Source organism: Pengzhenrongella phosphoraccumulans (assembly GCF_045689905.1).
Taxonomy (GTDB): domain Bacteria; phylum Actinomycetota; class Actinomycetes; order Actinomycetales; family Cellulomonadaceae; genus Pengzhenrongella; species Pengzhenrongella phosphoraccumulans.
The window spans coordinates 3,317,375-3,339,344 of sequence record NZ_CP144210.1 but is presented as its reverse complement, the minus strand read 5'-3'; the positions used below and the strand labels follow the sequence as shown (position 1 = coordinate 3,339,344).

Genomic DNA, 21,970 nt, shown 5'->3' with positions numbered 1-21,970 from the left:
AGAACTGACGGACCATCGCAAGGACGCGACATGGCTTCACAAGCAGTGCATCAGCAGGCCCCCGGAACGCAGCGGTTTGCGGCCGAGGGCATCCTCGATCGGCTCGGACTGCCCCGCCCCCTCATCTGGGGGTTCGTCGGCCTGGCCCTGTTCATGATCGGCGACGGCGTCGAGACGAACATCCTGTCGCCGTTCCTGCACGCCGACCACGGCTTCTCGATCCCCATGGTCGGGACGCTGGTGACGGTCTACGGCGTCGCCGTCGCGATCGCCGCGTTCTTCTCCGCCGCGCTCTCCGACCTGTGGGGTCCGCGCCGCGTCATGATGATCGGCGCCGGGATCTGGCTGTTCTTCGGCCTGGCCTTCCTCGTCGTCGCCCTCACCCAGAGCAGCGTCTGGCTCATCTTCGTCACCTACGGGCTCCGCGGCTTCGGCTACCCGTTCTTCGCGTACGGGTTCCTCGTGTGGATCACCGCGACCGCCGACGCCCGGCGCATGGCCAGCGCGATCGGCTGGTTCTACGTCGCGTTCACGTCGGGGCTGCCGACCCTCGGCGCGCTCGTCGCCACCACGACGCTCGACGTGTTCCACCTGTCGATGTACCAGACCCTGTGGGTGTCGCTGGCGCTCGTGCTGGCCGGCGCCGTCGTGGCCCTGGTCGGCGTCAAGGAGAAGACCGGTCGGGCACCCCTGGTCGCGCACTCCGACCAGGTGTTCGAGGTCCTCACCTTCGGGCTCCGGCTGCTCGTCACCAAGCCGCGCGTGCTGCTGGTGATGCTCACCCGGATGATCAACTCGATCCCGACCTACGGCATGGCGATCTTCTTTCCGGCGCTGTTCGTCGAGCGCTTCGGCTGGTCCATCGGCCGGTTCCTCATCCTCACGACCGTCATCTACGCCGTGAACATCCCGTTCAACCTGTTCTTCGGCTGGCTCGGCGACCGGCTCGGCTGGAGCCGGACGGTCGTGTGGTTCGGCGCGGTGCTCTGCTCGGTGTCGATGCTCGGGCTGTACGTCGTGCCCGACTACGCGATCAGCCACGGTTGGCCGTTCGCCTACGGCCTCACCCTGCTCGTCGGGGCGGTCTTCGGCATCGGCCTCGCGGGCTTCGTCCCGCTGTCGGCGATCGCGGTCTCGCTCGCCCCGAAGAGCCCGGGCGCCGCCATGAGCTCGTACAACCTCGGGATCGGCGCCGCCGTCTTCGCCGGCCCGCTGCTCGTCGCGCTGCTCTACGACTCGCTCGGTGCCCGCGGCCTCGTGATCCTGTTCGCGCTCCTGTACCTCGTGGCCGCCGTGATGGCCGCCGTCCTGCGCGGAACCCAGCCCGGGTTCCACGGTGTCGGCGCCGCGCCCGACCAGGCAACCGCCGTCGGCCATGAAGCCGACCCCCGCTCCACGGACGAGCTCGCCGCATTGAGCCCCACTGCCCGCTAGCCAGCCGCACGACCACAAGGAGTCACCATGTTGCTCGACAACGCCCACCTGGGGCAGGTCCTCGCACCCGTCGCCACCCCGACCTACGACCGCTCGACGCTGACGGCCGGCATCATCCACTTCGGCGTCGGCGGATTCCACCGCGGACACCAGGCCAAGTACCTCGACGCGCTGATGAACGACGGCAAGGCCACCGACTGGGCCATCTGCGGCATGGGGGTCATGCCGTCCGACGCCCACATGCGCGACGTGATGAAGGCGTCGGACGGGCTGTACACGCTCGTCGCGAAGAACCCCGACGGGACCCGCGACGTCCGCGTGATCGGCTCGATCATCGACTACGTCTTCGCCCCGGACGACCCGATGGCGGCCGTCGAACGGCTCGCCGATCCCGCGATCCGGATCGTCTCGCTCACGATCACCGAGGGCGCGTACAACTTCCATCACGTCACCGGGGAGTTCGACCTCGACAACCCCGCGGTGCAGGCGGACCTGGCCGATCCGACGAGGCCCAGCACGGTCTTCGGACTCGTGTGCGCCGGGCTGCGGCTGCGCCGGGAGCGCGGGATCACCCCGTTCACCGTCATGAGCTGCGACAACATCCAGGGCAACGGGCACGTGGCCCAGGCCATGTTCACGGCGTACGCCCGGGCACTGGACCCGGAGTTCGGCGAGTGGGTGACGGCGCGGGTGCCATTCCCGAACTCGATGGTCGACCGGATCACGCCGTCGACCACCGACGCCGACCGCGCCGACGTCACGGCGACGTACGGCATCGAGGACGCCTGGCCGGTGGTGTGCGAGGACTTCTGCCAGTGGGTCCTCGAGGACTCGTTCGCGGACGGCCGCCCGCCGTACCAGGACGCGGGGGTGCAGGTCGTCAAGGACGTCGCGCCGTATGAGCTGATGAAGCTGCGCCTGCTCAACGCCAGCCACCAGGGCCTGTGCTACTTCGGCCACCTCGCCGGGTATCGCGCCGTGCACGACGTCGCCCGGAACCCGCTGTTCGCGCAGTTCCTGCTCAAGTACATGGACGAGGAGGCCACCCCGACGCTCGCCGCGCTGCCCGGGGTCGACCTCGACGCGTACAAGCACCAGCTGATCGACCGGTTCAGCAACGAGTACGTCGCGGACACGGTCGCCCGCCTGTGCAACGAGAGCTCCGATCGCATCCCGAAGTGGCTCATGCCAGTGGTTCGGGACAACCTCGCCAGCGGGGGAAGCATCGACCTTTCTGCCGCGATCGTGGCCAGCTGGGCGCGGTACGCCGAGGGCACCGACGAGCAGGGTGCGCCGATCGAGATCTGCGACCGGCTCGCGGACAGCCTCCAGGCGGTCGCGGCCCGGAACACCACCGACATCGACGCCTTCATCTCCCAGCGCGAGCTGTTCGGCAACGTGGTGGATGACGAACGGTTCCGCGCCGCGTACGCGCGCGCCCTGCGGTCGCTGCACGAGAAGGGCGCGCTGGCGACCCTGGCCGAGCTCGTCGAGTGAGTTTGGTCGCCCGAGGGACTCTCGTCGCCTGAGGAACACGCTCCCAAGGATCTACGCTGCCGTGCTCGATCGACGGTCTCGCTCGATCAGCTCCGAGATACGCCGGCCCGGGACTCCCCCGGGCCGGCATTCCCGCGTCACGCCCGAGGTCGGCGAGATCCCACCCGGCCGCCGCAGAAAGGAAGTCAGCCACATGCCCACAGCCCTGCGCTACCCCCTCGATCCGCCGGTGTTCACCGTGCGCCCCCACATCCGGCTGATCGCGGCCGACATGGACGGCACCCTGCTCGACGACGACGGCAACCTGCCCGCGGACTTCCTGCCGGTGCTGGGCGAGCTGCGGCGGCGCGGGATCGTGTTCTGCCCGGCGAGCGGACGGCAGTACTACAACCTCTTGGAGCGGTTCGGGAGGTTGGGGGTCGCCGAGGAGATGGTCTTCGTCGCCGAGAACGGAGCGTACGTCGTGCGCCAGGGACGCGAGGTGTCCGCAGACTGCCTGGCCGACGACGCCGTCGGCCGCCTGGTCGTCGCCGCCCGCTCGATCGAAGCGACCGGGGTCGATCTGGGCGCGGTGCTGTGCGGCAAGCGGTCGGCGTACGTCGAGCGGGGCGACGCGCAGTTCCTCGCCGAGGTCAAGAAGTACTTCACCCGCCTGCAGGTGGTCGACGACCTGCTCGACACGCCCGACGACGACATCGTCAAGGTTGCGCTCTTCGACTTCGGCTCCGCGGAACACACCACAGCGCCAGCGTTGGAGCCCTTCCGCGACGAGCTCCAGGTCGTCGTCTCCGGCAAGCATTGGGTCGACGTCATGAACCGCACGGCCAACAAGGGCTGCGGCATCCGTGCTCTCCAACGCGAGCTCGGCATCACCGCGGCGCAGACCATGGTGTTCGGCGACTTCCTCAACGACCTCGAGATGATGGATGCCGCCGAGTTCTCGTTCGCGATGGGCAACGCACACCCGGCGCTACGGGCCCGCGCGCGATACGTCGCACCACACAACACAGACAACGGCGTGCTGCGGACCATTGCGTCGGTGCTCAAGATCGGCGGAATCGAGGGGGCCGCGTAGGTAGGTTCAATCACCCACGCAACGGCGCAGAGCTGTCGTCAACCCGCACCGCGACGCGGGCCCAGATTTGCCGCGCCCCAGGGGCTGCTGTGCTAGTTCAGATGTGGTTCTCGGGCAGGAGCGCCTGGAACGGCCAGGGCTCTACGTCGAGGTAGCGGCGGTGGACCAGGGCTCGCACGTAGGACTCGTCCGCCGGCGGGGCATGGGCATCTTTGAGGTCCTGCAAAAAAAGCCTGCTCAATTTGCGCGACCTGCGCGGCTCAATTGGTGGTAAGCGACGATCACGACCACGTTGGCGTGGCGGGCAGCGATCTCCCCGCGGTTCCCTCGTGTTCGGGCCAACGGGCGAGGCTAGATCGTGCTCACCAACAGGGGAAGGGTGCACTCCCCCGCTCAACAGTTGCGAAAGCGAGCGTGGTAGTCCTCGCCCGCCAAAGTACGAAAGGGAGGGGGTAAGCCAGCGCCCCGTCGCCCTACCCAACGCGCGGCTCTGGTGCTCCTCGTGCAGGACTATGAGGACTCAATCGTGCATGACGCCAGCCGGATCCATCGTTCGCGCCAACCCCGTGACGCTGAGCGGGACTCAATACCGCCGTCACCCCGACGGGCGCGTGCCCAAGCCAAAGCAGCGGGGGTTCGCTCACGCGATTCGCCCTCCAGCTTGACCAAGCCGACCCGTCACCCGACCGCCGCCAGAGTCGGGCCGGCGGCAAAGACGGCCGCGCGCCATCGACGCATAGGTGGCACGAAGACATAATCGTTGGCCGGGCAGTGCCACCACCAGGACACACCCCTGTGCCGTGTGCAGGTCAGGTTCCCTCTCGCAGAACGACGACGCCGCGAGCTGGTACGGGCTCTCCGTTCAGGTGTGGGGACCCGCCAACGAGGTCGAACCCGGCAGCGTGGAACGGGACTTCGGCGTCCGAATGGTTGATCGCGAACAGCCAGCTGCCCTTCTCGCCGGTACGCCGCACGACCTCAAGCCCGCAGGTCCCCTCCACGACGGGTGTCACCCCGGCAGCGTCGACCATGCGCGCGACGAACGCCGCGATGGAGGGCCGGTCGAGCCGCGTCGACAGGTACCAGGCCGCTCCACCGCCTTCCACGGTGCGCCGGGTGAGCGCCGGGCCTCCAACCGACGGACCATCCTCATAGGTGGCCAGCACCTCAGCGCCGTCGGTGGTGAGCCGCTCGGTCCACACCTCACCCGTGGAACCGTCACTGAGCCGGACCGTGGCGTTCTCACGCAGCGGCGCGAACTCCTCTCCCCGCACGCCGAGCAGGTCCCGGAACGCTCCGGGGTAGCCGCCCAGCAGCACACGGTCGGTCTCGTCGACGATGCCCGAGAAATATGACACGAGCACCTGCCCGCCGCGCTCTACCACCGCCGTGAGCCGGTCGGACAGGTCCGGCGGCGCCAGGTAAAGCGTCGGGACCAGGACGACGTCGTAGCCGTCAAGGTCGGTCGAAGCCGGCAGCACGTCGACGGCGACCCCTGAGTCGACCAGTGCGCCGTGCAGGCGTCGGGCCAGGTCGAGGTAGTGCAGGTCGACGGTCGGGTGCGCCTCGAGCTCGGCCGCCCACCACGCCTGCGTGTCCCACAGCAACGCGACGTGCGCCTTCTCGACGACGCTGCCCTGCACCTCGGCCAGCCGGCCGAGCGTGGCGCCGAGTTGGATCACCTCGCGGAACAGGGCCGAGTCGGCGCCGGCGTGCGGCACCATCCCGGAGTGGAACTTCTCGGCGCCCGCCCGGGACTGGCGCCACTGGAAGAACAACACCCCGTCCGCTCCCCGAGCCACGTGCTGCAGGGAGTTGCGCAGCATCTGGCCCGGCTCCTTGGCCAAGTTGCGCGGCTGCCAGTTCACCGCACTGGTTGAGTGCTCCATCAGCACCCACGGATCACCCCCGACGAGCCCGCGGACGCGGTCCGCACTGAACGCCAGCTCAGCCCAGCCGCGCGGATCCTCGGCCGCCAAGTAGTGGTCGTTGGACACGATGTCGAGCAGGGGTGTGGTGGCCGTGTAGTCGATCTGGTCGAAGCTGCCCATGACCATGTAGTTGGTGGTCACGGGCAGGTGGGGCGTCACCTCACGGAGCACGGCCGCCTCGGCCTCCAGGTGCGCGACGAAGGCGTCTGAGGAGAACCGCTCGAAGTCGAGCCGCTGGCCCGGGTTGGGGATCGCCGTCGTGCGGCGAGGCGGCAGGACCTGCTCGAACGACGCGTACCGCTGACCCCAGAACGCGGTGCCCCAGGCGAGGTTGAGGGCGTCGACGTCCGCATACTTGGTGCCCAGCCAGTCACGGAAGGCCGCGGCGGACACGTCGCAGTAGCAGCGTCCGTTGTGGCAGCCCAGTTCGTTCGAGATGTGCCACATGCGGACCGCCGGGTGGTGGCCGTAGCGTTCCGCGAGGACCCGCGCGATGCGGGTGGCGTGCGCGCGGATGACCGGCGAGCTCACGCACCACGACTCGCGACTGCCGTGGGTGTAGCGCAGGCCGTCGGCGTCGACCGGCAGCATCTCGGGGTGGGCCAAGTGCAGCCACACCGGGGGTGCGGCGCTCGGGGTCGCGAGGTCGACGCCGATCCCGGCCTCGTGCAGCAGGTCCAGGATGCGGTCCAGCCAGCCGAACTCGTACCGTCCTTCCTCAGGCTCGAGTTGGCCCCACGAGAAGATGCCGACGCTGACCAGGTTCACGCCGGCCTGGCCCATGAGTTCGATGTCCTCGGCCCACACCTCCTCGGGCCACTGCTCGGGGTTGTAGTCGGCACCGAACGCGATGCCGTCCGTGGGCCATGGGCCCGCCCGGCGCGTCATCGGGTCACGGCCACGAAGACGTCCCAAGACCCGAGGGTGACGGTGTCGCCGGCGGCAAGCGCGCCGCCGGGGGCGTCCGCCGGCGGCGGGTCGGCGGGGGCACCACCGCGGGCGGGGACGAGGATCTCGAGTTCGGTCGGGGCTGTCACGGTGGCGGCCTCCCAGGACCAGTTGTGCACGACGTGGATTCGGGTGCCGTCCGGTCGGGTGGAGGTGTGCGCGGTGACGCTCGCGGGCAGGTTCGCCCAGGCTGCGAGGGGTGTCGGCACCAGCCACGCGGCGAGCGAGCGGGCGAGGGTGAGACCCGGGACCGTGCCGACGACGGTGATCCGGCCGGCGCCGTGCACTCTGGTGGTGATCGCCGACCAGGCACCGAGGTGGGGGTGCACGTAGCGCGCGAGCACCTCGGCGCCGTCCGTGACGAGGCACTCGGCCCAGGCGGTCGCCTCGCCGGTCAGCGTGCCGACCACCGGGACGGGCTCGGCGAGGTTGTCGAACTCGTCGTACCAGGCGCCCGCCGCAGTAGCGAGCCGCGCCGGCTGAACCTCGTCGCGCGCGCGAGCCTCGCGGTCGGCGTACCCGGTTCGAGGGCCGACGACAAGGTGTCCGCCAGCGGCCGCGTACCGCAAGAGCCAGTCGAGGTCGGCGTCCGACGCCGAGTAGTACCCGGCTGCCACGAGCACCGGATGCCTCTCGACGATGGCGGCGGGCGCCTCGTCGAAGAGGTACCGCGGGCGCACCACGCGCACCTGGAGCCCAGCGTCGAAGGCGCCCCGGTAGAAGGCACCGACGATCCGGGGGTAGCTGTTCGGGTCACCGGTACCGTCAGCCTGCTGCAGGGGCGGCTGGGCCGCGAGCGCGAAGCGCGATTGGGTGGACACCAGGATGGCGATGTCGGCGTCGGGCGTTGCGTCGGCGATCGCACCCCCGATGCGCGCGAACTCCGCGCCGAGGTGTGCGATCTCGCGGTAGGCGCGGCCGGGCATCCCGCTGTGCGGCAGCACGCCGCCCCAATAGGTTTCGGCGCCGTAGTGCAGCGTGTGCCAGTGCCAGTACTCGATCATTCGGGCACCGCGGCTCACGAGCGCCCACGCGGCCTGGCGCCATTGGCCTGGATAGGCGGGGTAGTTCGTGCTCGGACCGCCGATGGATTGGGCGTCGGTCTCGGTGACCAGGAAGGGCTCGCCGCGGCTGGAGAACATCGCGTCGCCACCCTGGAACAGGGCCCACGTACCGTTCGCGGTCCAGTTCTGCGGTTCGGACGAGATGCTCGGGTGGGCGAGCGCGTCCTGCATGACGTAGTAGGGGTTGCCGCTGGTGACGTCGAGGACTGCGGCGAGGTCCGCGTCCTCGAGCGCCGGCCGCTCATAGGAGATGCAGGTGGTGACGAATTGGTCGGGCCGTGCGAGCTTGCGCACCGCGCGGGCCTGCCAGTCGATCATCTCGGTGGTCAGGGACGCTTGGAACCGCCGCCAGGCGAGGTCGTACTGCGGTTGGGTGTTGCCGTCCGGGGTCCACAGGTCCGCCCAGGTGGACAGCCGGTGCGACCAGTAGACAAGGCCCCACTCGCGGTTGAGGGTCTCGACGTCGCCATAGGTGTGGCGCAGGTGGTCGACGAACCGCTCGAACACGCCCCGGTTGTGCAGCAGGTGCAAGCCGGGCTCGTTGTCCACCTGGAACCCGACCACGGCCGGGTGGTCGGCGTATCGCGCAACGATCTGAGTGAGGATGCGTTCGGCGTGGAAGCGGAAGGCGGGGTGGGTGAAGTCGGCCTCCTGCCGCGCGCCCCAGCCCATCGGCTGCCCGGTGCGGAGCTCACCGGCGATCTCGGGGTAGCGCCGTACGAGCCACATGGGCAACGCGTAGGTCGGGGTTCCGATCACGACGTCGATGCCGCGGGCGAGCGCGCCGTCCAGGACGGGCTCGAGCCAGTCGAGGTCGAATCTGCCTTCGTCGGGTTCCCAGGTGGACCACACCGACTCCCCGACGCGAATCACCGAGAACCCGGCGGTGTGCATGAGGTCGAGGTCGCGCTCCAGGGTCTCCGGTTTGGGGTCCCGTCCGGGGCCGGCGTACTCGTAGTAGTAGGCCGCGCCGAAGCGCACCGTGTCGTGCTTGATAGCCATGTGTATTTTCTCCACCTTGTCCGGGCTCAGCCCTTGACCGCGCCGCTAGCGAGGCCGGACTGCCAGTACCGCTGCAAGAACAGGAACGCGACGACGAGCGGGATGATCGAGAGGAACGAGCCGGTGATGATGCTCGAGAACAGGGCCCGCGACCCCGAGCCGCCGGCGGCGGTGGCCTGCCACTGGGCCAAGCCGACCGTGAGCGGGTACAGGTTTGGGCTGTTGAGCATGATCAGTGGCAGGAAGTAGTTGTTCCAGGTCGTGACCAGGGCGAACAGCAGCACGGTGACCATCCCAGGGACGAGCAGTCTCAGAGCGACGCGGAAGAAGATCCGCAGTTCGCTGGCGCCGTCCACGCGTGCCGCTTCGATCAGGGTGTCGTCGACGGCGTCGGCTGCGTAGACGCGCATGAGGTAGACGCCGAACGGGCTGACCAGCGACGGCAGGATGACCGCCCAGGGCGTGTTGGTCAGACCGGCGTTGGCGAACAGCAGATAGGTCGGGATGGTGAGCGCCGTCATCGGGATCATGATCGCGCCCAGGACCCCGCTGAAGATCGCGTTGCCGCCGGGGAACCGGTACTTCGCGAACGCGTAGCCGGCCATGGTCGCCAGGAATGCCGCACCCACGGCGCTGACCACGGAGTAGACGAGCGAGTTCCGTAGCCACAGCAGGTAGACGCCGCCGTCCGCGGTGAACACCGCCTGGATGTTGACCCACAGCGAGTTGGTGCCCGAGAACCACAGGCCGAACGTCGAGAACAGGTCCGCGTTGGACTTGGTCGACGCGACCATGAGCCACCACAGCGGGACCAGGAAGTACAGCAGGACGGCGAACATCATGACGGTGAGCACCTTGCTGCGGCGCGGCTTGTCGGAGGAGTGCTTGCGGCCTTTGCGGGGTCGGCCTTGCGGAGGGGTGGGGCTCGGGTGCTCGCCGGTCATGGTGGGACCGGCGGTGGCGGAGGTCGTCATCGTGCTGCACGCTCCTTGCGCTGGGCGGACAGCTGTACCGAGTACGACACGGCCATGATCACGATGCCGAGGATGAAGGCGATGGCGGCCGCGTAGTTGCTGTCGCGGTTGATGAACGCGAGGTTGTACGCGTACATGTTGGGCGTGTAGTCGATGCCGATCACGTTGGGCGCGATCGTGCGGAGCAGGTTGGGCTCGTTGAAGAGCTGGAACGAGCCGATCACCGAGAAGATCGCCGTGAGGAGGATCGCGGGGCGGATCGCGGGGATCTTGATGCTCCAGGCGGTGCGCACCGTGCCGGCGCCGTCCACCGCGGCCGCATCGAACAGGTCGCTGGGGATGGACCGCAGCGCGGCGTACAGGATGATCATGTTGTAGCCGACGAACTCCCACGTGACGATGTTCATGATCGAGCCGAGCATCCAGCCCTGGGACAAGAAGGGCGGCGCGGTGATCCCCAGCGTCTCAGCGATCTGCGCGGCCGGGCCGAAGTCGGGGCCGTACAGGTACCCCCACATGAGTGCGGCGATGACGCTCGGCACGGCGTAGGGGATGAAGATGCCGAGCCGGATGAACTTCTGCAGGTAAAGCACACCCGCGTCCAGCAGCAGGGCGAACACCAGCGCCAGGCCCAGCATGATCGGCACCTGGATGACGAGGAACACCGCCATCCGCCCGACTCCGGACAGGAACGACGAGTCGGTCAGTGCCCGCGTGTAGTTCTCGATCCCGACGAAGGTCGTCCCGCCCACCAGCTGGTCGCGGTACAGGCTCAGGTAGCCCGAGTACACCAGCGGAACGACGATGAACAGTGCGAACACGACCAGGAAGGGCGTGATCAGGAGGTAGGCGGCCGCATGCTCGCGACGACGCATCGGCGACCGGCCGCGACGCTTGAGCGGCTCGGTCGACGCTGGAGTTGGTCTTTGGGGCAGACGGGTGTCAGCTGCAGTCATGGTGATCTCCCTGGATCGAGCGGGGTTGCGCCGCCCCACGGCCGGTGTGGGTCGTGAGGCGGCGCCACGCGTTACTTGACGGTGAAGCCCTGCTGCTTGGCGTAGCTGACGAGATCGTCCTGCCAGGTCTGCAACGCCCCCACGATGTCGCCCTTGTCAGCGATCGCCTTGCCGACTGATTCCTGGCCGGCGGAGTACGCGTAGTCCATGAACGGCAGCCAGCTGAAGTCGTCGGGCACGGTCGTCGAGATCTCCGCGAACAGCTTGTTCACCTGCTGACCGCCGTAGAACTCAGCCTCCTGATCGGTGAACTCGGGGTCGGTGAGCGTGTGGTTCGTCGTCGGGAACAAGAACTGCTCGTTCGCCATCATCAACGTCGAGGCCGGGTCGTGGTTGAGCCAAAGGGCGAACTGCGCCGCGGCGATCGGGTTCTTGGTGCCCTTCATCACCGCGTCGGACGAACCTCCCCAGTTCGCCGAGACCGGGTCACCGGTCGCGTTCCACTGCGGCATGTCGGCGGCGCGCCACAGCCCGGAGGTGCTCGCCGCAGTGCCCGTCAGGAACACCGGACCCCAAGCGGCCGTCGGCGTCCAGCCGGCGTACTTGCCGTTCGCCAGGCCCTGGTACCAGGTGTCGGTGAAGTCCGGGTCGACCGAGACGACGTCGGCCTGGATGAGGTCCTGCCAGTACTGCGCCACCTTTGTCGCCTCGGGCGAGGTGACGTCGATGGTGACCTCCGTGTCGCCGTTCCAGCCGAATGGGCGGGCCCCGGCCTGCCACAGCATGGCCGTGAACTGGCCCATGTCGTTGCCCGGGAGGTTGGTCAGGTAGACGTTCGGATCCGCAGCGTGCAGCGTCGTCGCAGCTGTGGCGAACTCGTCCCAGGTCTTGGGCACCGTGATGTTGTTCGCCTTGAGGATGTCCTCGCGGTACAGCTGGCCCATCGGGCCCGAGTCCTGCGGGATGCTCCAGATCTTCGAGCCGTCCGTCGACTGGACCTGCTTCCACACCCATGGCACGTAGTCGTCGCCCGTGGTCGCCGGGATGTACGGCGTGAGGTCGAGCAGGTTGTCGCCCAACGCGAAGGACTGCACGTGCTGGAACTCGATCTGCGAGACGTCGGGCGCGCCCTTGCCCGCCTGCAGCGCGCTGCGCATCTTCTTGTAGTGGTCGGCACCCTGGCCGACGTTAACCACCTCGACCTTGATCGCCGGGTACGCCGCCTCGAACAGCTTGACCTCGTTCTCGATGTCAGGCACCCACGTCCAGAACGTGAGGGTAGTCGGCGTCGTCATCGCCGTGTCGATGTCGGCCTGGCTGACCGCTTCCGCCGTCCCCGTGGAATCGCCCCCCGAGCTCCCGCCGCTGCACGCGGTGAGCGACAGTGCGGCCACAGCCACCCCTGCGGTAAGTCCCATGGCCTTGCCGCGCCATGTGTTGCTTGTTCTCGACATGCTCCACTCCTTCGTGTGCATTTCGCGTGTGCTGGTTGGGTCCGTCATCGCCCGGGTGGCGGTGCGGCCGTTGTCTCCCGGACCACGAGCTCGACCGGGACGTTCTCGCGGCGGTCTTGCCGCCGCGGGTTCTCGATGGCGTCGATGAGCATGCCGACGCCGAATGTGGCCATCTGACCGAGGTCCTGACGGATGGTCGTGAGGGCCCGCGTCAGGTACGCGGCCTCGGGGATGTCGTCGAAACCGACGACGCTCACCTCACCCGGTACGTCTCGGCCTGCTTCTGCGAAGGCGCGGAGCACACCGATGGCCATCTGGTCGTTGGCGACGAACAAGGCCGTGACCTCAGGGTCGCAAGCCAGTCGGACGCCGAGCTCGTAGCCGGACCGGGTGCTCCAGTCGCCGAACAGGACGGCCGGCTCTCGTGCGCCCGCAGCCTTGATCGAGCTGCGCCAGCCCTCGTGCCTGACCTTCGCCGAATGCCAGTTCGCGGGCCCCGCGATGTGGTGCACCGTGCGATGTCCCAGCCCGAGCAGGTGCTCCGTCGCGCTCCGTGCGCCCGACGCCTGGTCAACGTCCGCGGACACTTCGTTCGTCGAGATGCCGTAGGGGCCGGACAGGCTCAGCAGCGGTAGGTCACCGAGGGCACCCTTGTCCAGGGTGAACGCCCCAACCGGCTCGTTCACCACGATCCCGTCAACACCCTGGTCAACAAGAGCCCGCAGCGAACTGGTGATCATCTCCGGCTCGTCCTCGAACGTGTTGATGACCGACATCGCGTATCCGGCGCGGCGGATGGCTTGCTCCGCGGCAATCATCAGCGAGGACGGCCCGAAGTCCGTCGACCCGACCGACAGCACGCCGATGGTGTGGTTCCGGCCCAGGACGAGGTTGCGGGCAGCGCGGTTGGGTCGATAGCCCAACGCCACGATCGCGCTGTTCACGCGCTCGTGCACCTTGTTGCTCACGTGCGGGTCGCCGTTGATGACGCGAGAGACCGTCTTCTGCGAAACCCCCGCGACCCGTGCCACGTCCATCGCGACAACGCGACGGGGCTTGCTGGCTACGATCTCGTCGCTCACTGCCACGGTCCCTCTCGACGTTCGGTCCGGATGTCTACGTAGTCAAGCACTGGATTGACTGCGTAGTCAATCCAGAAAGGTCACAAGACTGCATCGGTCCTGAGCACAGGCTCCCCGCCCTCACAAACCCCGTCGGCTACCGGAAACCGGGGCACATCCACTTCACCAACAAGACCGGCCACTTACCCGTGTCCGGCGGTGTCGCCGACCCGCCCCGCCAACGAGTGGAGCTGATCGCCAGCCTCGCGGTCGTCGACTCGACCCTCAACGCCCAGACACCCGGTAGGCCTTGATGGCCGAACTCACCAACCCCGCATCGTCGCGCCGGGCTTTCTCGCTACGTGCGATCAAAGTGGGACAGGTCCTATGACGACTTGGTTGGCGCCAAGCGGTGCCACGGTCAGCAAAGACGGCGGCAGGTGCGTCTGCGGATCGGGCCGCTACCTGTCAGTGCCGGACCACAGGTCGAGCACCTGCTGCGCCCACAGCCGGTTGGTCACGCCGTACTCGGGGAAGTTGAACCCCATGAGGGTGTCCTGCGCCGAGCGGACCGAGCCAGGCACCTCAAAGTATCCGCCCGGGACGTAGGCCGTCGTGTTCTGCTCGCGCATCGCCACCAGTGCCTCCGGGGTCGGGCCAAAACCGACTGCTGTCATCTCCTTCGCCCAGTAGTCCAGCTGGTCGTCGTACTCGCCCAGGTGGTCGGACCACCACCCTTCGGCGCGGACCTGGCTGTCGGCGCAGGAGGGCCAGAAGGCGTTCCGGGGTTCGAAGTCGTACCCGCGTTCCCGACCGACGTACTCGTCGGCGAACCCGAACATGGCGTGGCCGAGCTCGTGCGGCAGGTGCCGGATCGACCCGGCCGGATACCCAGGATCCACGATGACCGTGGCGTTCTCGAACGGTTGGTCCGTCTCGCGCGCCAGGTAGACCGGATCCGTGAAGACGCCGTTCTGGCCCGAGGACGAGTTGCCGGTCGAGCCGTCCTGACGCTGCACGGCGAGCACCACGATGACCTGGTCGGTGGCCAAGTTCGGGGCGAGGTCCCGGTCGAACCAGTCGTAGGGCTGGTCGGGTGACTGCGTGGTCGTCCAGACGTTCATCGAGTTGCGGTGACTGCGGAACGGCTCGAAGCCGAACAGCCCGAGGTCGGCGCCACCAGCCTGCGACGGATCGGCTCCGGCACCGAGCGGCAGGCCGTCCTGCCCCCAGAGCTGAGCGTGACCAGACCAGTCGACGAAGGTGCTCGCGACGGTGCGGAACTCGTCGAGATCGTCCCAGCCCCACGGCGCCAAGACGAGGTTGATGCGGTCGGCGCTCGCCCGGTTGTGGCCCGCCACCAGCGGTTCGAGGCCCTGCGGCGCGGGTTCGAGCTCGGTGGGCGGCGGGGAAGGAAGGGGCGGCGAGGCCGGAAGGGGCGCCGACGTCGTGCTCTGCGTGGGCTCGGGCGCGGACCCAGTCACCAACGACGTGGAGGTCGGGCTGGGCGACTGGGTCGGCGAACAACCCACCAGTCCCACGAGAACCAGAAAGGCGGCTGTGGCCGTGGCCACAGAGCGACCACAGGCTCCCGAGGCGCGTTCCCCCCGCGCGGCACGAAGCACGCTGGAGTCTCCACGCCCGGGGACACTGCCCGCGTGGCCGGGTGTTCGGCCCGTCGGAACCGACGGCGCGCGCGGGGACCAGGTCGTTCTTGGTGATCGGTCACGCTCGACGGCGGGTCGGGTGTCACCACCCAGTCGTCGAGCCGGTATCGGTCCACGTCGTGTCATCGGCCGAGCGTCCAGCTGGCTGGGCCGGTCAGCCACGCACCGCCGTCGGGGGGAGCGCCTGCGGGCAGGCCGAGCAAGGAGGTCGCGGCGCCCGTGGTGAGGTTCACCGAGGTCAGCACCGACGCGGCGGTGTCGGTGACGCAGCCCGTTGAGCTCTCCACGACGATCGACCCGCCGGCGACCTTGGTCGTGAACACGGTGGCACGGCGCGAGTCACTCAAGGCGAGCGGTGTGAAGCCGGTGTCGGTGATCAGGAAGGCGCCATCAGGGCAGACATCACCGAGCATCGAGAGATTCGCGTCAAGGACCGGTCCTTGGGCTACCACCTGACGATCGGCGACCCACGCGCTTCCCACGCTCCACGGGTCGATGTCGCCAGCAACGAGCGTCCGGACCAGGTCGCCGGGCTCGGAGGCCGGGCGTTCGAGGCCGATGCTGACCAGCCGTGGGTGAAGGTCGAGGTAGGGCTCCTCCCACTGGCGGGTCGGCTGATCGGTGCACGTGGTGAGAACGGTGTCTGCCGTCCACCACGACACGAATGTGCAAAAGCCGTCCGCCCTCGGGGCGGTGAAGTCCGTGCTGATCGTCCCCGTGGTCACGTCCACCACGACGCTGCCAGCAATGACATGTTGACCGTCGGGTCCCACAGCGACGGGATAGGAAGAGTCGATGGCGATGCTGGACCGGCCGGCCGGGCCGTCGAGCACCAGTGCGTCACGGCCCGTGGTAAGCCACACCAGGGTCTGGCCCGATCGGGCAGCCAGGACCAGGCCGTCGTGCGCAGGCAGGCCCGGGTCGCTGAGCTGCCCCGTCGTCAGGTCGAGCGTGGCGTACTCAGGTGGCGCCCAGGTGTCGGGGGACTCGCCGGCGGCGACCGGGATCCGGGCGACCAGTGCGTCGCTCGCACCGTTGACCCAGTCGACGACGAGCGTCTGGGTCCACGCCGTTGCCCCGCTCGCGCCGGCCACGGGGTCGAGCCGGGTCACCTCGTAGGCCATGCCATCCGGCGACGCGAGCACGACGACGGTGGTGGTCGGCACGGTGAACCCCGTGGTGGCCGCGGCGATCGGGGTGTAGGTCGCCAGGACCCAGCCCGGACCGGCCTGCCCGATCGCGCCCTCGGGAAGGGCATACCGGTCGGGAACGCCCGGTTCGCTCGGCAGCAGGACGGCCGACGCCGAGGACGGCGACGGGGAGGGGCTTGAGGTCGGCGCCGAGTTCGTCGCGATCGGCAGGGGGGTGCGGTCGCTCAGGACCATCCCGCCCAGGGCGATCGCGGCGGCGACCGGAACCACGACCGCGACCCGCACCAGGTGGCGACGGGCACGGCGCGCCCGGATGCGTCCGGTCAGGACCGCAAGCGAATCGTCGGACATGCTCAGCCCCGCCAGGGAACGTCCTCGTTCGTCCTCCGCATGAGCGAGGACCTCGTCAAGTTCACGCATCAGTGCTCCTCCCGTCCGTGACCATCACTCGAACCGTGTCCCGTGAATCCGTGGTGCCCAGTGCACTGTTCAGGGAGGCGACCGCGTCGGAGGTGTACCGCTTGACCGCCCCCTCCGACAGCTGAAGGAGCCCGGCCACGTCCCGGACCGACAGATCCTCCAGATGTCGCAGCACCACGCACGCTCGCTCCCGCGGGCTCAGCCGTGCGAGCGCGGCCTCGACCGACGGGGCAAGGCCTGGCACGAGGATCTCGTCCACGGATTCGCGCTCGAGACGGAGCCGGCTCAACGCGCGACGTTCCACCGCGCGCCGACGACCCGTATCGATCGAGCGCGACACGATCGCGCGCCGAACGTAGGCCTCCGCCTCCGCCAGGCTGGTGAACCGGGCCCGGCCACTGAAGGAGGCGATCAGGGCGTCGGAGACCAGGTCCTCAGCCTCGGATCGGGACGAGGACACGAGCATCGCCCGAGCGACGAGGCGCGGATAACGCTCACGCGCGACCTGTTCAAGCAGAGGTTGCCACGCAGCCATGCCGGTCCTCCTGTCGAAACGCCTTCCCACCCAAGAGAACGAGACAGCCGCCGCCGGGGTTGGGGTCCCAGCTCGATCCTTCTGCGCAAGGCGTCACGCTACGGCCAGCCGGTGCACCATGAACACCGCCGGTCGCGAGTTGAGTCCAGCAGAGTGGTGTACCGGTAGCCCGGTGGTCGTGTCGTCGTCGAGAACGTAGACGTAGGCGCGGCCACCGCGTGATCCTTCGAGAGACCGTCCAAAGCCCACTCGAAGAGGACAACACGATGACCGCTCCGTCGAGTATTGACCCTGCTGACTTCCTGCACGAGCACCTGGCCCAGTCCTCTCCGGACCTGATGCGTCAGATGCTCACCACGTTCATCAACACCCTGCTGTCCGCCGACGCCGACGCCGTGTGCGGCGCGGCCTGGGGCCAGGTCAGCGAGGCCCGCACCACCCAGCGCAACGGGTACCGCCACCGCGACCTGGACACCCGCACCGGGACCCTGGACGTGGCGATCCCCAAGCTGCGGGCCGGCACCTACTTCCCCGAGTGGCTCCTCGAGCGGCGCCGCCGCGCCGAGGCCGCCCTGACCTCGGTCGTAGCGACCTGCTACCTGCTCGGCGTCTCGACCCGCCGGATGGACAAACTCGTCCAGTCGTTGGGCATCACCGGGCTGTCGCGGTCGCAGGTCTCAGTGATGGCCAGGGACCTGGACGCCCAGGTCGAGGACTTCCGCACCCGACCCCTGGACGCCGGCCCCTACACGTTCCTGGCCGCGGACGCGCTGACGATGAAGGTCCGCGAGGGCGGGCGGGTAGTCAAGGTCGCCGTCATGGTCGCCACCGGCGTCAACGGCGACGGATTCAGGGAGATCCTGGGCGTCCAGGTCGCCTCCGCCGAGTCCGGGGCCGGGTGGTTGACGTTCTTCCGCGACCTGGTCGCCCGCGGCCTGACCGGCGTCCAGCTCATCACTTCCGACGCGCACGCCGGTCTGGTCGAGGCGATCGGGGCGACCCTGCCCGGGGCGACCTGGCAACGGTGCCGCACCCACTACGCGGCGAACCTGATGAGCGTGTGTCCGAAGTCGGCCTGGCCCGCGGTCAAGGCCATGCTCCACTCCACCTACGACCAGGTCGACGAACCCGCGGTCAACGCCCAGTTCGACAAGCTCCTGGACGCCGTCGAAACCCAGCTGCCGGCCGTGCACGCGCACCTGGACGGCGCCCGGGCGGACGTCCTGGCGTTCGCGACGTTCCCCAAGGCGCTGTGGCGCCAGGTCTGGTCGAACAACCCCAACGAGCGGTTGAACAGGGAGATCCGCCGGCGCACCGACGTCGTGGGGATCTTCCCCGACCGCACCAGCATCATCCGACTCGTCGGCGCCGTGTTGGCCGAGCAGCACGACGAATGGGCCGAAGGACGCCGCTACTTCGGCCTGGAGGTCCTGAGCCGAGCCCGACTGACCCTCATCGACAACCCCCACCACAACCAGGAGGACGCACCCACCCTGAACACCCTGAGCGCATAGCTCACCGCGAAGAATCACGCCGAACCGCTACACCACTCCCCAGGACTTGACCCGGTCGCGCTCCAATGCGCCACATCATTGGCGGTACGCGACGATCACGACCGCGTTGGCGTGGCGGTCGGCGGTCTCCCCGCGGTTCCCTCGTGATCGGGCCGACGGGCGAGCCTAGATTGTGCTCACCAACAGGGGAAGGGTGCACTCCCCCGCTCAACAGTTGCGAAAGCGAGCGTGGTAGTCCTCGCCCGCCAAAGTACGAAAGGGAGGGGGTGAGCCCGGGTGCCCGTCGATGGTGCAAGCGCGCAAGGTGCAAGCAGATCACGCAGCCGACAACGGACCTGTCGGCGTCGGGTCGAGCACAGCCACCCTCGTCCGAGACCCGCATGGACAGGACCTTGATGGACCCGGTGTCGTACTCAAGCCGTGGGGCCTCAGCCCTCAGCTCCTCGGGATGAGCGTGCCGGCCCAGGCGCGGGCAGAAGTGAGCTCGCCGTCGACCAGACCGCCCGACTTCCCGTTCACGGAGAACGTGTGCGGCGGGCAGGCGCGCACCGCGCCAGCGGACCGCAGGTGCTTGTCGATCGCCTTCGCCGCCGAACCAGGCAGTCGCGGGGTGAGGACCTTGGTGTCGAAGGTGGCGCAGCGCAGTCCAGACCGGACGATCAGGTCATCGAGCCACTCGCGGACCCCGATCGTCGCCGAGATCACCGGACTCATCTCTTTTGTGGCGTCCAGGCGGGTCGAGGCCCTGCTCATCCCGAAGGCGTGCACCGGAGCCCCGACCACAAGGAGGTCGACGTCAGCCGGGAGCATCGGGCCTTCAGCTGCGAGCGCTCCCACCTCGACGACGCGGACCGGGCCCGCCTCACCCAGCGTCTGCGCGATCTCCTCCGCGAGGGCTTTGGTGGCGCCGAACATGGATTCGTACACGACCAGGGATGTCATACGCCCACCATCCGACCAGGCCCGGGTCTTCGCCCCGGCCGTAGGTCCCGGTGCGCTCGCTGACTCGAGTGATCAAGGGATACGCCCCGCTCCCTTCTGGGATGTCGGTGGTCCCTGCGATGATCCGGTCACGGCAACTGGCAGGGGGTGAAGCACATGCCTGAATACGACGTCTACAAGGACGGCGACGCGTGGAAGGCGAAGCGGGACGATGCAAGTCGCGCCTCGTCGAGCCATGACACGCAGGCTGACGCGGTGAGCGCAGCTCGGGGATATCTGGGGAACCAGGGTGGTGGCGAGCTGAAGATCCACGGCACCGACGGGAAGATCCGAGCGAAGGACACCATCGCGCCGGGGCACGACCCGCGCTCCACGAAGGGGTAGTCGGTGAGGCAGGGGCCTGGTCCGCTATGGGCCGGGCCCCCGCCATCTGGTGGGAAGACCGGGACGGCGCTGGGCGCTGCCGACAACGCAACGGCGTGCGCGAGGTCCCGGCGCGACACGTCTCAGGACAAGTTCAAGGCTCCGTTGGACTCGACCCACCAGACCTCGATCTGAGCGGCGGTGAGCGAGCCAACTGTCGCAGCGTGAAGGTCGCGATAGCGCGGGAAGTCGGGCAATGCAATGGCGCTCCGCCACGCTGGCTCCTTGCCGCGCAATCGCATGGCTGCCAGCACCGCCTGAGCGAACCAGTGTCCAGCCTGGGTGCTCGGGCTCGTCGGTTTTGTCTCGTGCGCGCGTGAAGAGTCGGCATACGAACGACTCGGAAAGCCCTTCACCTCGACACCGACCGTCTGATCCTCTCGCTCGGCGATGACGTCGACACCGTGCTCCTTCGTCGCGGTGTTGGCCACAGAGAGGATCTGCCACCCGGCCGCGGCAAGCGCAGTCACGATCGCGGCCTGAACGTTGGCCTCCGTGTGCCACTCACTCGGCGGCCGAACATCGGGAACGCTTCCAGAACCAGAGTCCACCTCGAGCTTTATGGCAGGAGTTCTGACCACGGTCCGCGAGTCGATCTCTCCGTGCACTTCGAACCCGAGTGCGGCGAGGTGGCGGCGAGCGGTGTGCGAGATGAACTCTGATCGCGGGACTCCCCCAGCCACCTCGAACGCCTGGATTGCCGGATACCAGATTCCATTGACTCGCACCGCGTGCTTGCGGATCGCCTCAGGCGCGACATCGCGCAGCCGAGACTCGACCACCGCACGGGACAACTCGTACCGGCGCCCCTTCAGGGTGAACGTAATCCGCTCCATGTCGGCCAACTATGGCACCGGCTTCGAACCCGAACGGTCGTGAGCCGCTACCTGAGCCGTCCCCGTTCGTTATCCGGCGCGTCCTCGGCGTCCAGGTGGGAGGAGTCCTCGCGTGCGTGCTTTGGCGACCCAGCCTTGCGCGGTGCTCAGCGCGACGCGGGGAGGCGCTCGACTACCTGGCGGCAGCTGAGCTGACTCCACTTGCTTCCGGGGCCGGTGCCCGCCGGCGGGGCCATGCGCGGCTTGGTGCCCGCGATACCCGTCACCGGAGGGTCACTCCCCCGGTCGCCTGCTATCGGAGTCGTTTCCCTGGGCCGGTGCCAGGACCGAGATGGCTGAACCGACTGGGAAGCACGCGGATAGCCAGTCGTGTCGCGTACCTAGCTTCAGCTAATATTGCCGAACAGGCGTTCGAGCAATGTGGAGGTTAGCGTGGCTCCGGGCCAGCGGCGGAGCCGCTTCGCCCTGCCCTCTTGACAAACTCGCCTACATATCAGGTGGCATTTAGCGGTGTTCGGCGGCATGTGGAGTAGATCCGCTCCGCGCCGGCCTACCGCCTCAGACAGCATGAAGCCCGGCGACGTCGGGGAGGTCACTCATGGGCTCGATAGATGGGTCTACGCAATGTGGCCGCTCGGCAGCGAGCACAGAGTGCCACTCGAGCACGTCCGGTCGGCGAAGGCGCTGTAGTGCGGTCGGAAGGCGCACGGATCGTGGCTTGAATGCTCGCCGCGAAGCCCTACGCTCGCGACATGGCTCTCTCACGAATCATCGATATCAACGGTGACTTCTCGCTGACGTTTTACTGCGGAGAACTACCCGCGGACGCTGCGATCAGCGCATCGGGCCATGAACCGAATGGATACTTCTGGGAGGGGGTCGCGACGATTCTCGCTCCTGACCTGGTGAACGACCTGGAACTGGATTCCGAAGCCGGCATGTTCAGCGCCGCAGGTACGCGCAGTGACCTCGAACACCTTCAGGAGCTGATCGAGCCCGTGCTAGCGAGCTCCGCCGCCGTCCGCGCGGTGATCGAGCGAGCTGGATCTGAAGGTTTCGAGTTCGATGACTGACCGCGCCCGCTAG

At 68.3% G+C, this 21,970-nt stretch carries 18 protein-coding genes; 6 read left to right on the top strand and 12 right to left on the bottom strand.

What is annotated here, in order from left to right; all coding sequences use genetic code 11:
• Positions 1-30: 30 nt before the first annotated feature.
• From VTA80_RS15370 to VTA80_RS15360, 3 genes are all read left to right on the top strand, one after another.
• Positions 31-1,434 carry an MFS transporter gene (locus tag VTA80_RS15370; protein ID WP_407341962.1) on the top strand — a complete coding sequence of 468 codons (1,404 nt, stop codon included), beginning with the start codon at positions 31-33 and terminating at the stop codon, positions 1,432-1,434.
• A gap of 27 nt (positions 1,435-1,461) precedes the next feature.
• Positions 1,462-2,931 carry a mannitol dehydrogenase family protein gene (locus VTA80_RS15365; RefSeq protein WP_407341961.1) on the top strand — a complete coding sequence of 490 codons (1,470 nt, stop codon included), beginning with the start codon at positions 1,462-1,464 and terminating at the stop codon, positions 2,929-2,931.
• Positions 2,932-3,124: 193 nt separating this feature from the next.
• Positions 3,125-4,006, top strand: coding sequence for a Cof-type HAD-IIB family hydrolase (locus tag VTA80_RS15360; protein ID WP_407341960.1), 882 nt, complete (start codon positions 3,125-3,127; stop codon positions 4,004-4,006).
• A 97-nt stretch (positions 4,007-4,103) separates the two neighbouring features.
• On the opposite strand, the gene VTA80_RS15355 is transcribed toward VTA80_RS15360, so the two are convergent.
• The 10 genes from VTA80_RS15355 to VTA80_RS15310 form a co-directional block, all read right to left on the bottom strand.
• On the bottom strand, positions 4,104-4,247 hold the full coding sequence (locus tag VTA80_RS15355; RefSeq protein WP_407341959.1) for a hypothetical protein: 144 nt from the start codon (positions 4,245-4,247) through the stop codon (positions 4,104-4,106).
• A 568-nt stretch (positions 4,248-4,815) separates the two neighbouring features.
• Positions 4,816-6,852, bottom strand: a complete 2,037-nt coding sequence (locus VTA80_RS15350; protein WP_407341958.1) for a beta-galactosidase — start codon at positions 6,850-6,852, stop codon at positions 4,816-4,818.
• On the bottom strand, positions 6,822-8,951 hold the full coding sequence (locus VTA80_RS15345; RefSeq protein ID WP_407341957.1) for a beta-galactosidase: 2,130 nt from the start codon (positions 8,949-8,951) through the stop codon (positions 6,822-6,824). Before VTA80_RS15345 ends, VTA80_RS15350 begins: the two co-directional genes overlap by 31 nt.
• 26 nt (positions 8,952-8,977) lie before the next feature.
• Positions 8,978-9,925, bottom strand: coding sequence for a carbohydrate ABC transporter permease (locus VTA80_RS15340; RefSeq protein ID WP_407341956.1), 948 nt, complete (start codon positions 9,923-9,925; stop codon positions 8,978-8,980).
• Complete coding sequence (locus VTA80_RS15335) at positions 9,922-10,881, bottom strand: carbohydrate ABC transporter permease (protein ID WP_407341955.1); 960 nt, start codon at positions 10,879-10,881, stop codon at positions 9,922-9,924. Before VTA80_RS15335 ends, VTA80_RS15340 begins: the two co-directional genes overlap by 4 nt.
• Before the next feature lie 71 nt (positions 10,882-10,952).
• Positions 10,953-12,335 (bottom strand): extracellular solute-binding protein, encoded by a 1,383-nt coding sequence (locus VTA80_RS15330; protein ID WP_407341954.1) that lies wholly within the window; start codon positions 12,333-12,335, stop codon positions 10,953-10,955.
• A 44-nt stretch (positions 12,336-12,379) separates the two neighbouring features.
• Positions 12,380-13,417: a LacI family DNA-binding transcriptional regulator gene (locus tag VTA80_RS15325; RefSeq protein ID WP_407341953.1), complete on the bottom strand. Its 1,038-nt coding sequence runs from the start codon at positions 13,415-13,417 to the stop codon at positions 12,380-12,382.
• A 440-nt stretch (positions 13,418-13,857) separates the two neighbouring features.
• A complete protein-coding gene (locus tag VTA80_RS15320; RefSeq protein WP_407341952.1) occupies positions 13,858-14,880 on the bottom strand; it encodes a hypothetical protein in 1,023 nt (340 codons plus the stop codon).
• A 305-nt stretch (positions 14,881-15,185) separates the two neighbouring features.
• Positions 15,186-16,634: a hypothetical protein gene (locus tag VTA80_RS15315; RefSeq protein WP_407341951.1), complete on the bottom strand. Its 1,449-nt coding sequence runs from the start codon at positions 16,632-16,634 to the stop codon at positions 15,186-15,188.
• Positions 16,627-17,169, bottom strand: a complete 543-nt coding sequence (locus VTA80_RS15310; RefSeq protein WP_407341950.1) for a sigma-70 family RNA polymerase sigma factor — start codon at positions 17,167-17,169, stop codon at positions 16,627-16,629. Before VTA80_RS15310 ends, VTA80_RS15315 begins: the two co-directional genes overlap by 8 nt.
• A 266-nt stretch (positions 17,170-17,435) precedes the next feature.
• On the opposite strand from VTA80_RS15310, the gene VTA80_RS15305 reads away from it, so the two are divergent.
• Entirely contained in the window at positions 17,436-18,683 is a 1,248-nt protein-coding gene (locus tag VTA80_RS15305; RefSeq protein WP_407341857.1) for an IS256 family transposase, read from the top strand.
• A gap of 435 nt (positions 18,684-19,118) precedes the next feature.
• On the opposite strand, the gene VTA80_RS15300 is transcribed toward VTA80_RS15305, so the two are convergent.
• Entirely contained in the window at positions 19,119-19,625 is a 507-nt protein-coding gene (locus VTA80_RS15300; RefSeq protein WP_407341949.1) for a flavodoxin family protein, read from the bottom strand.
• A 156-nt stretch (positions 19,626-19,781) separates the two neighbouring features.
• On the opposite strand from VTA80_RS15300, the gene VTA80_RS15295 reads away from it, so the two are divergent.
• Complete coding sequence (locus VTA80_RS15295) at positions 19,782-20,009, top strand: DUF2188 domain-containing protein (protein ID WP_407341948.1); 228 nt, start codon at positions 19,782-19,784, stop codon at positions 20,007-20,009.
• A 122-nt stretch (positions 20,010-20,131) separates the two neighbouring features.
• Here VTA80_RS15295 and VTA80_RS15290 read toward each other — a convergent pair whose 3' ends face one another.
• Positions 20,132-20,884, bottom strand: coding sequence for a hypothetical protein (locus tag VTA80_RS15290; protein WP_407345789.1), 753 nt, complete (start codon positions 20,882-20,884; stop codon positions 20,132-20,134).
• Between the two features lie 752 nt (positions 20,885-21,636).
• On the opposite strand from VTA80_RS15290, the gene VTA80_RS15285 reads away from it, so the two are divergent.
• A complete protein-coding gene (locus VTA80_RS15285; protein ID WP_407341947.1) occupies positions 21,637-21,957 on the top strand; it encodes an Imm51 family immunity protein in 321 nt (106 codons plus the stop codon).
• Positions 21,958-21,970: the final 13 nt, after the last annotated feature.

What these genes read in the sequence shown, in the direction of transcription:
- VTA80_RS15370 (WP_407341962.1), top strand. Translation starts at nt 31, where the DNA reads ATGGCTTCACAAGCAGTGCATCAGCAGGCCCCCGGAACGCAGCGGTTT.
- VTA80_RS15365 (WP_407341961.1), top strand. Translation starts at nt 1,462, where the DNA reads ATGTTGCTCGACAACGCCCACCTGGGGCAGGTCCTCGCACCCGTCGCC.
- VTA80_RS15360 (WP_407341960.1), top strand. Translation starts at nt 3,125, where the DNA reads ATGCCCACAGCCCTGCGCTACCCCCTCGATCCGCCGGTGTTCACCGTG.
- VTA80_RS15345 (WP_407341957.1), bottom strand. Translation starts at nt 8,951, where the DNA reads ATGGCTATCAAGCACGACACGGTGCGCTTCGGCGCGGCCTACTACTAC.
- VTA80_RS15340 (WP_407341956.1), bottom strand. Translation starts at nt 9,925, where the DNA reads ATGACGACCTCCGCCACCGCCGGTCCCACCATGACCGGCGAGCACCCG.
- VTA80_RS15335 (WP_407341955.1), bottom strand. Translation starts at nt 10,881, where the DNA reads ATGACTGCAGCTGACACCCGTCTGCCCCAAAGACCAACTCCAGCGTCG.
- VTA80_RS15330 (WP_407341954.1), bottom strand. Translation starts at nt 12,335, where the DNA reads ATGTCGAGAACAAGCAACACATGGCGCGGCAAGGCCATGGGACTTACC.
- VTA80_RS15315 (WP_407341951.1), bottom strand. Translation starts at nt 16,634, where the DNA reads ATGCGTGAACTTGACGAGGTCCTCGCTCATGCGGAGGACGAACGAGGA.
- VTA80_RS15310 (WP_407341950.1), bottom strand. Translation starts at nt 17,169, where the DNA reads ATGGCTGCGTGGCAACCTCTGCTTGAACAGGTCGCGCGTGAGCGTTAT.
- VTA80_RS15305 (WP_407341857.1), top strand. Translation starts at nt 17,436, where the DNA reads ATGACCGCTCCGTCGAGTATTGACCCTGCTGACTTCCTGCACGAGCAC.
- VTA80_RS15300 (WP_407341949.1), bottom strand. Translation starts at nt 19,625, where the DNA reads ATGACATCCCTGGTCGTGTACGAATCCATGTTCGGCGCCACCAAAGCC.
- VTA80_RS15295 (WP_407341948.1), top strand. Translation starts at nt 19,782, where the DNA reads ATGCCTGAATACGACGTCTACAAGGACGGCGACGCGTGGAAGGCGAAG.
- VTA80_RS15290 (WP_407345789.1), bottom strand. Translation starts at nt 20,884, where the DNA reads ATGGAGCGGATTACGTTCACCCTGAAGGGGCGCCGGTACGAGTTGTCC.
- VTA80_RS15285 (WP_407341947.1), top strand. Translation starts at nt 21,637, where the DNA reads ATGGCTCTCTCACGAATCATCGATATCAACGGTGACTTCTCGCTGACG.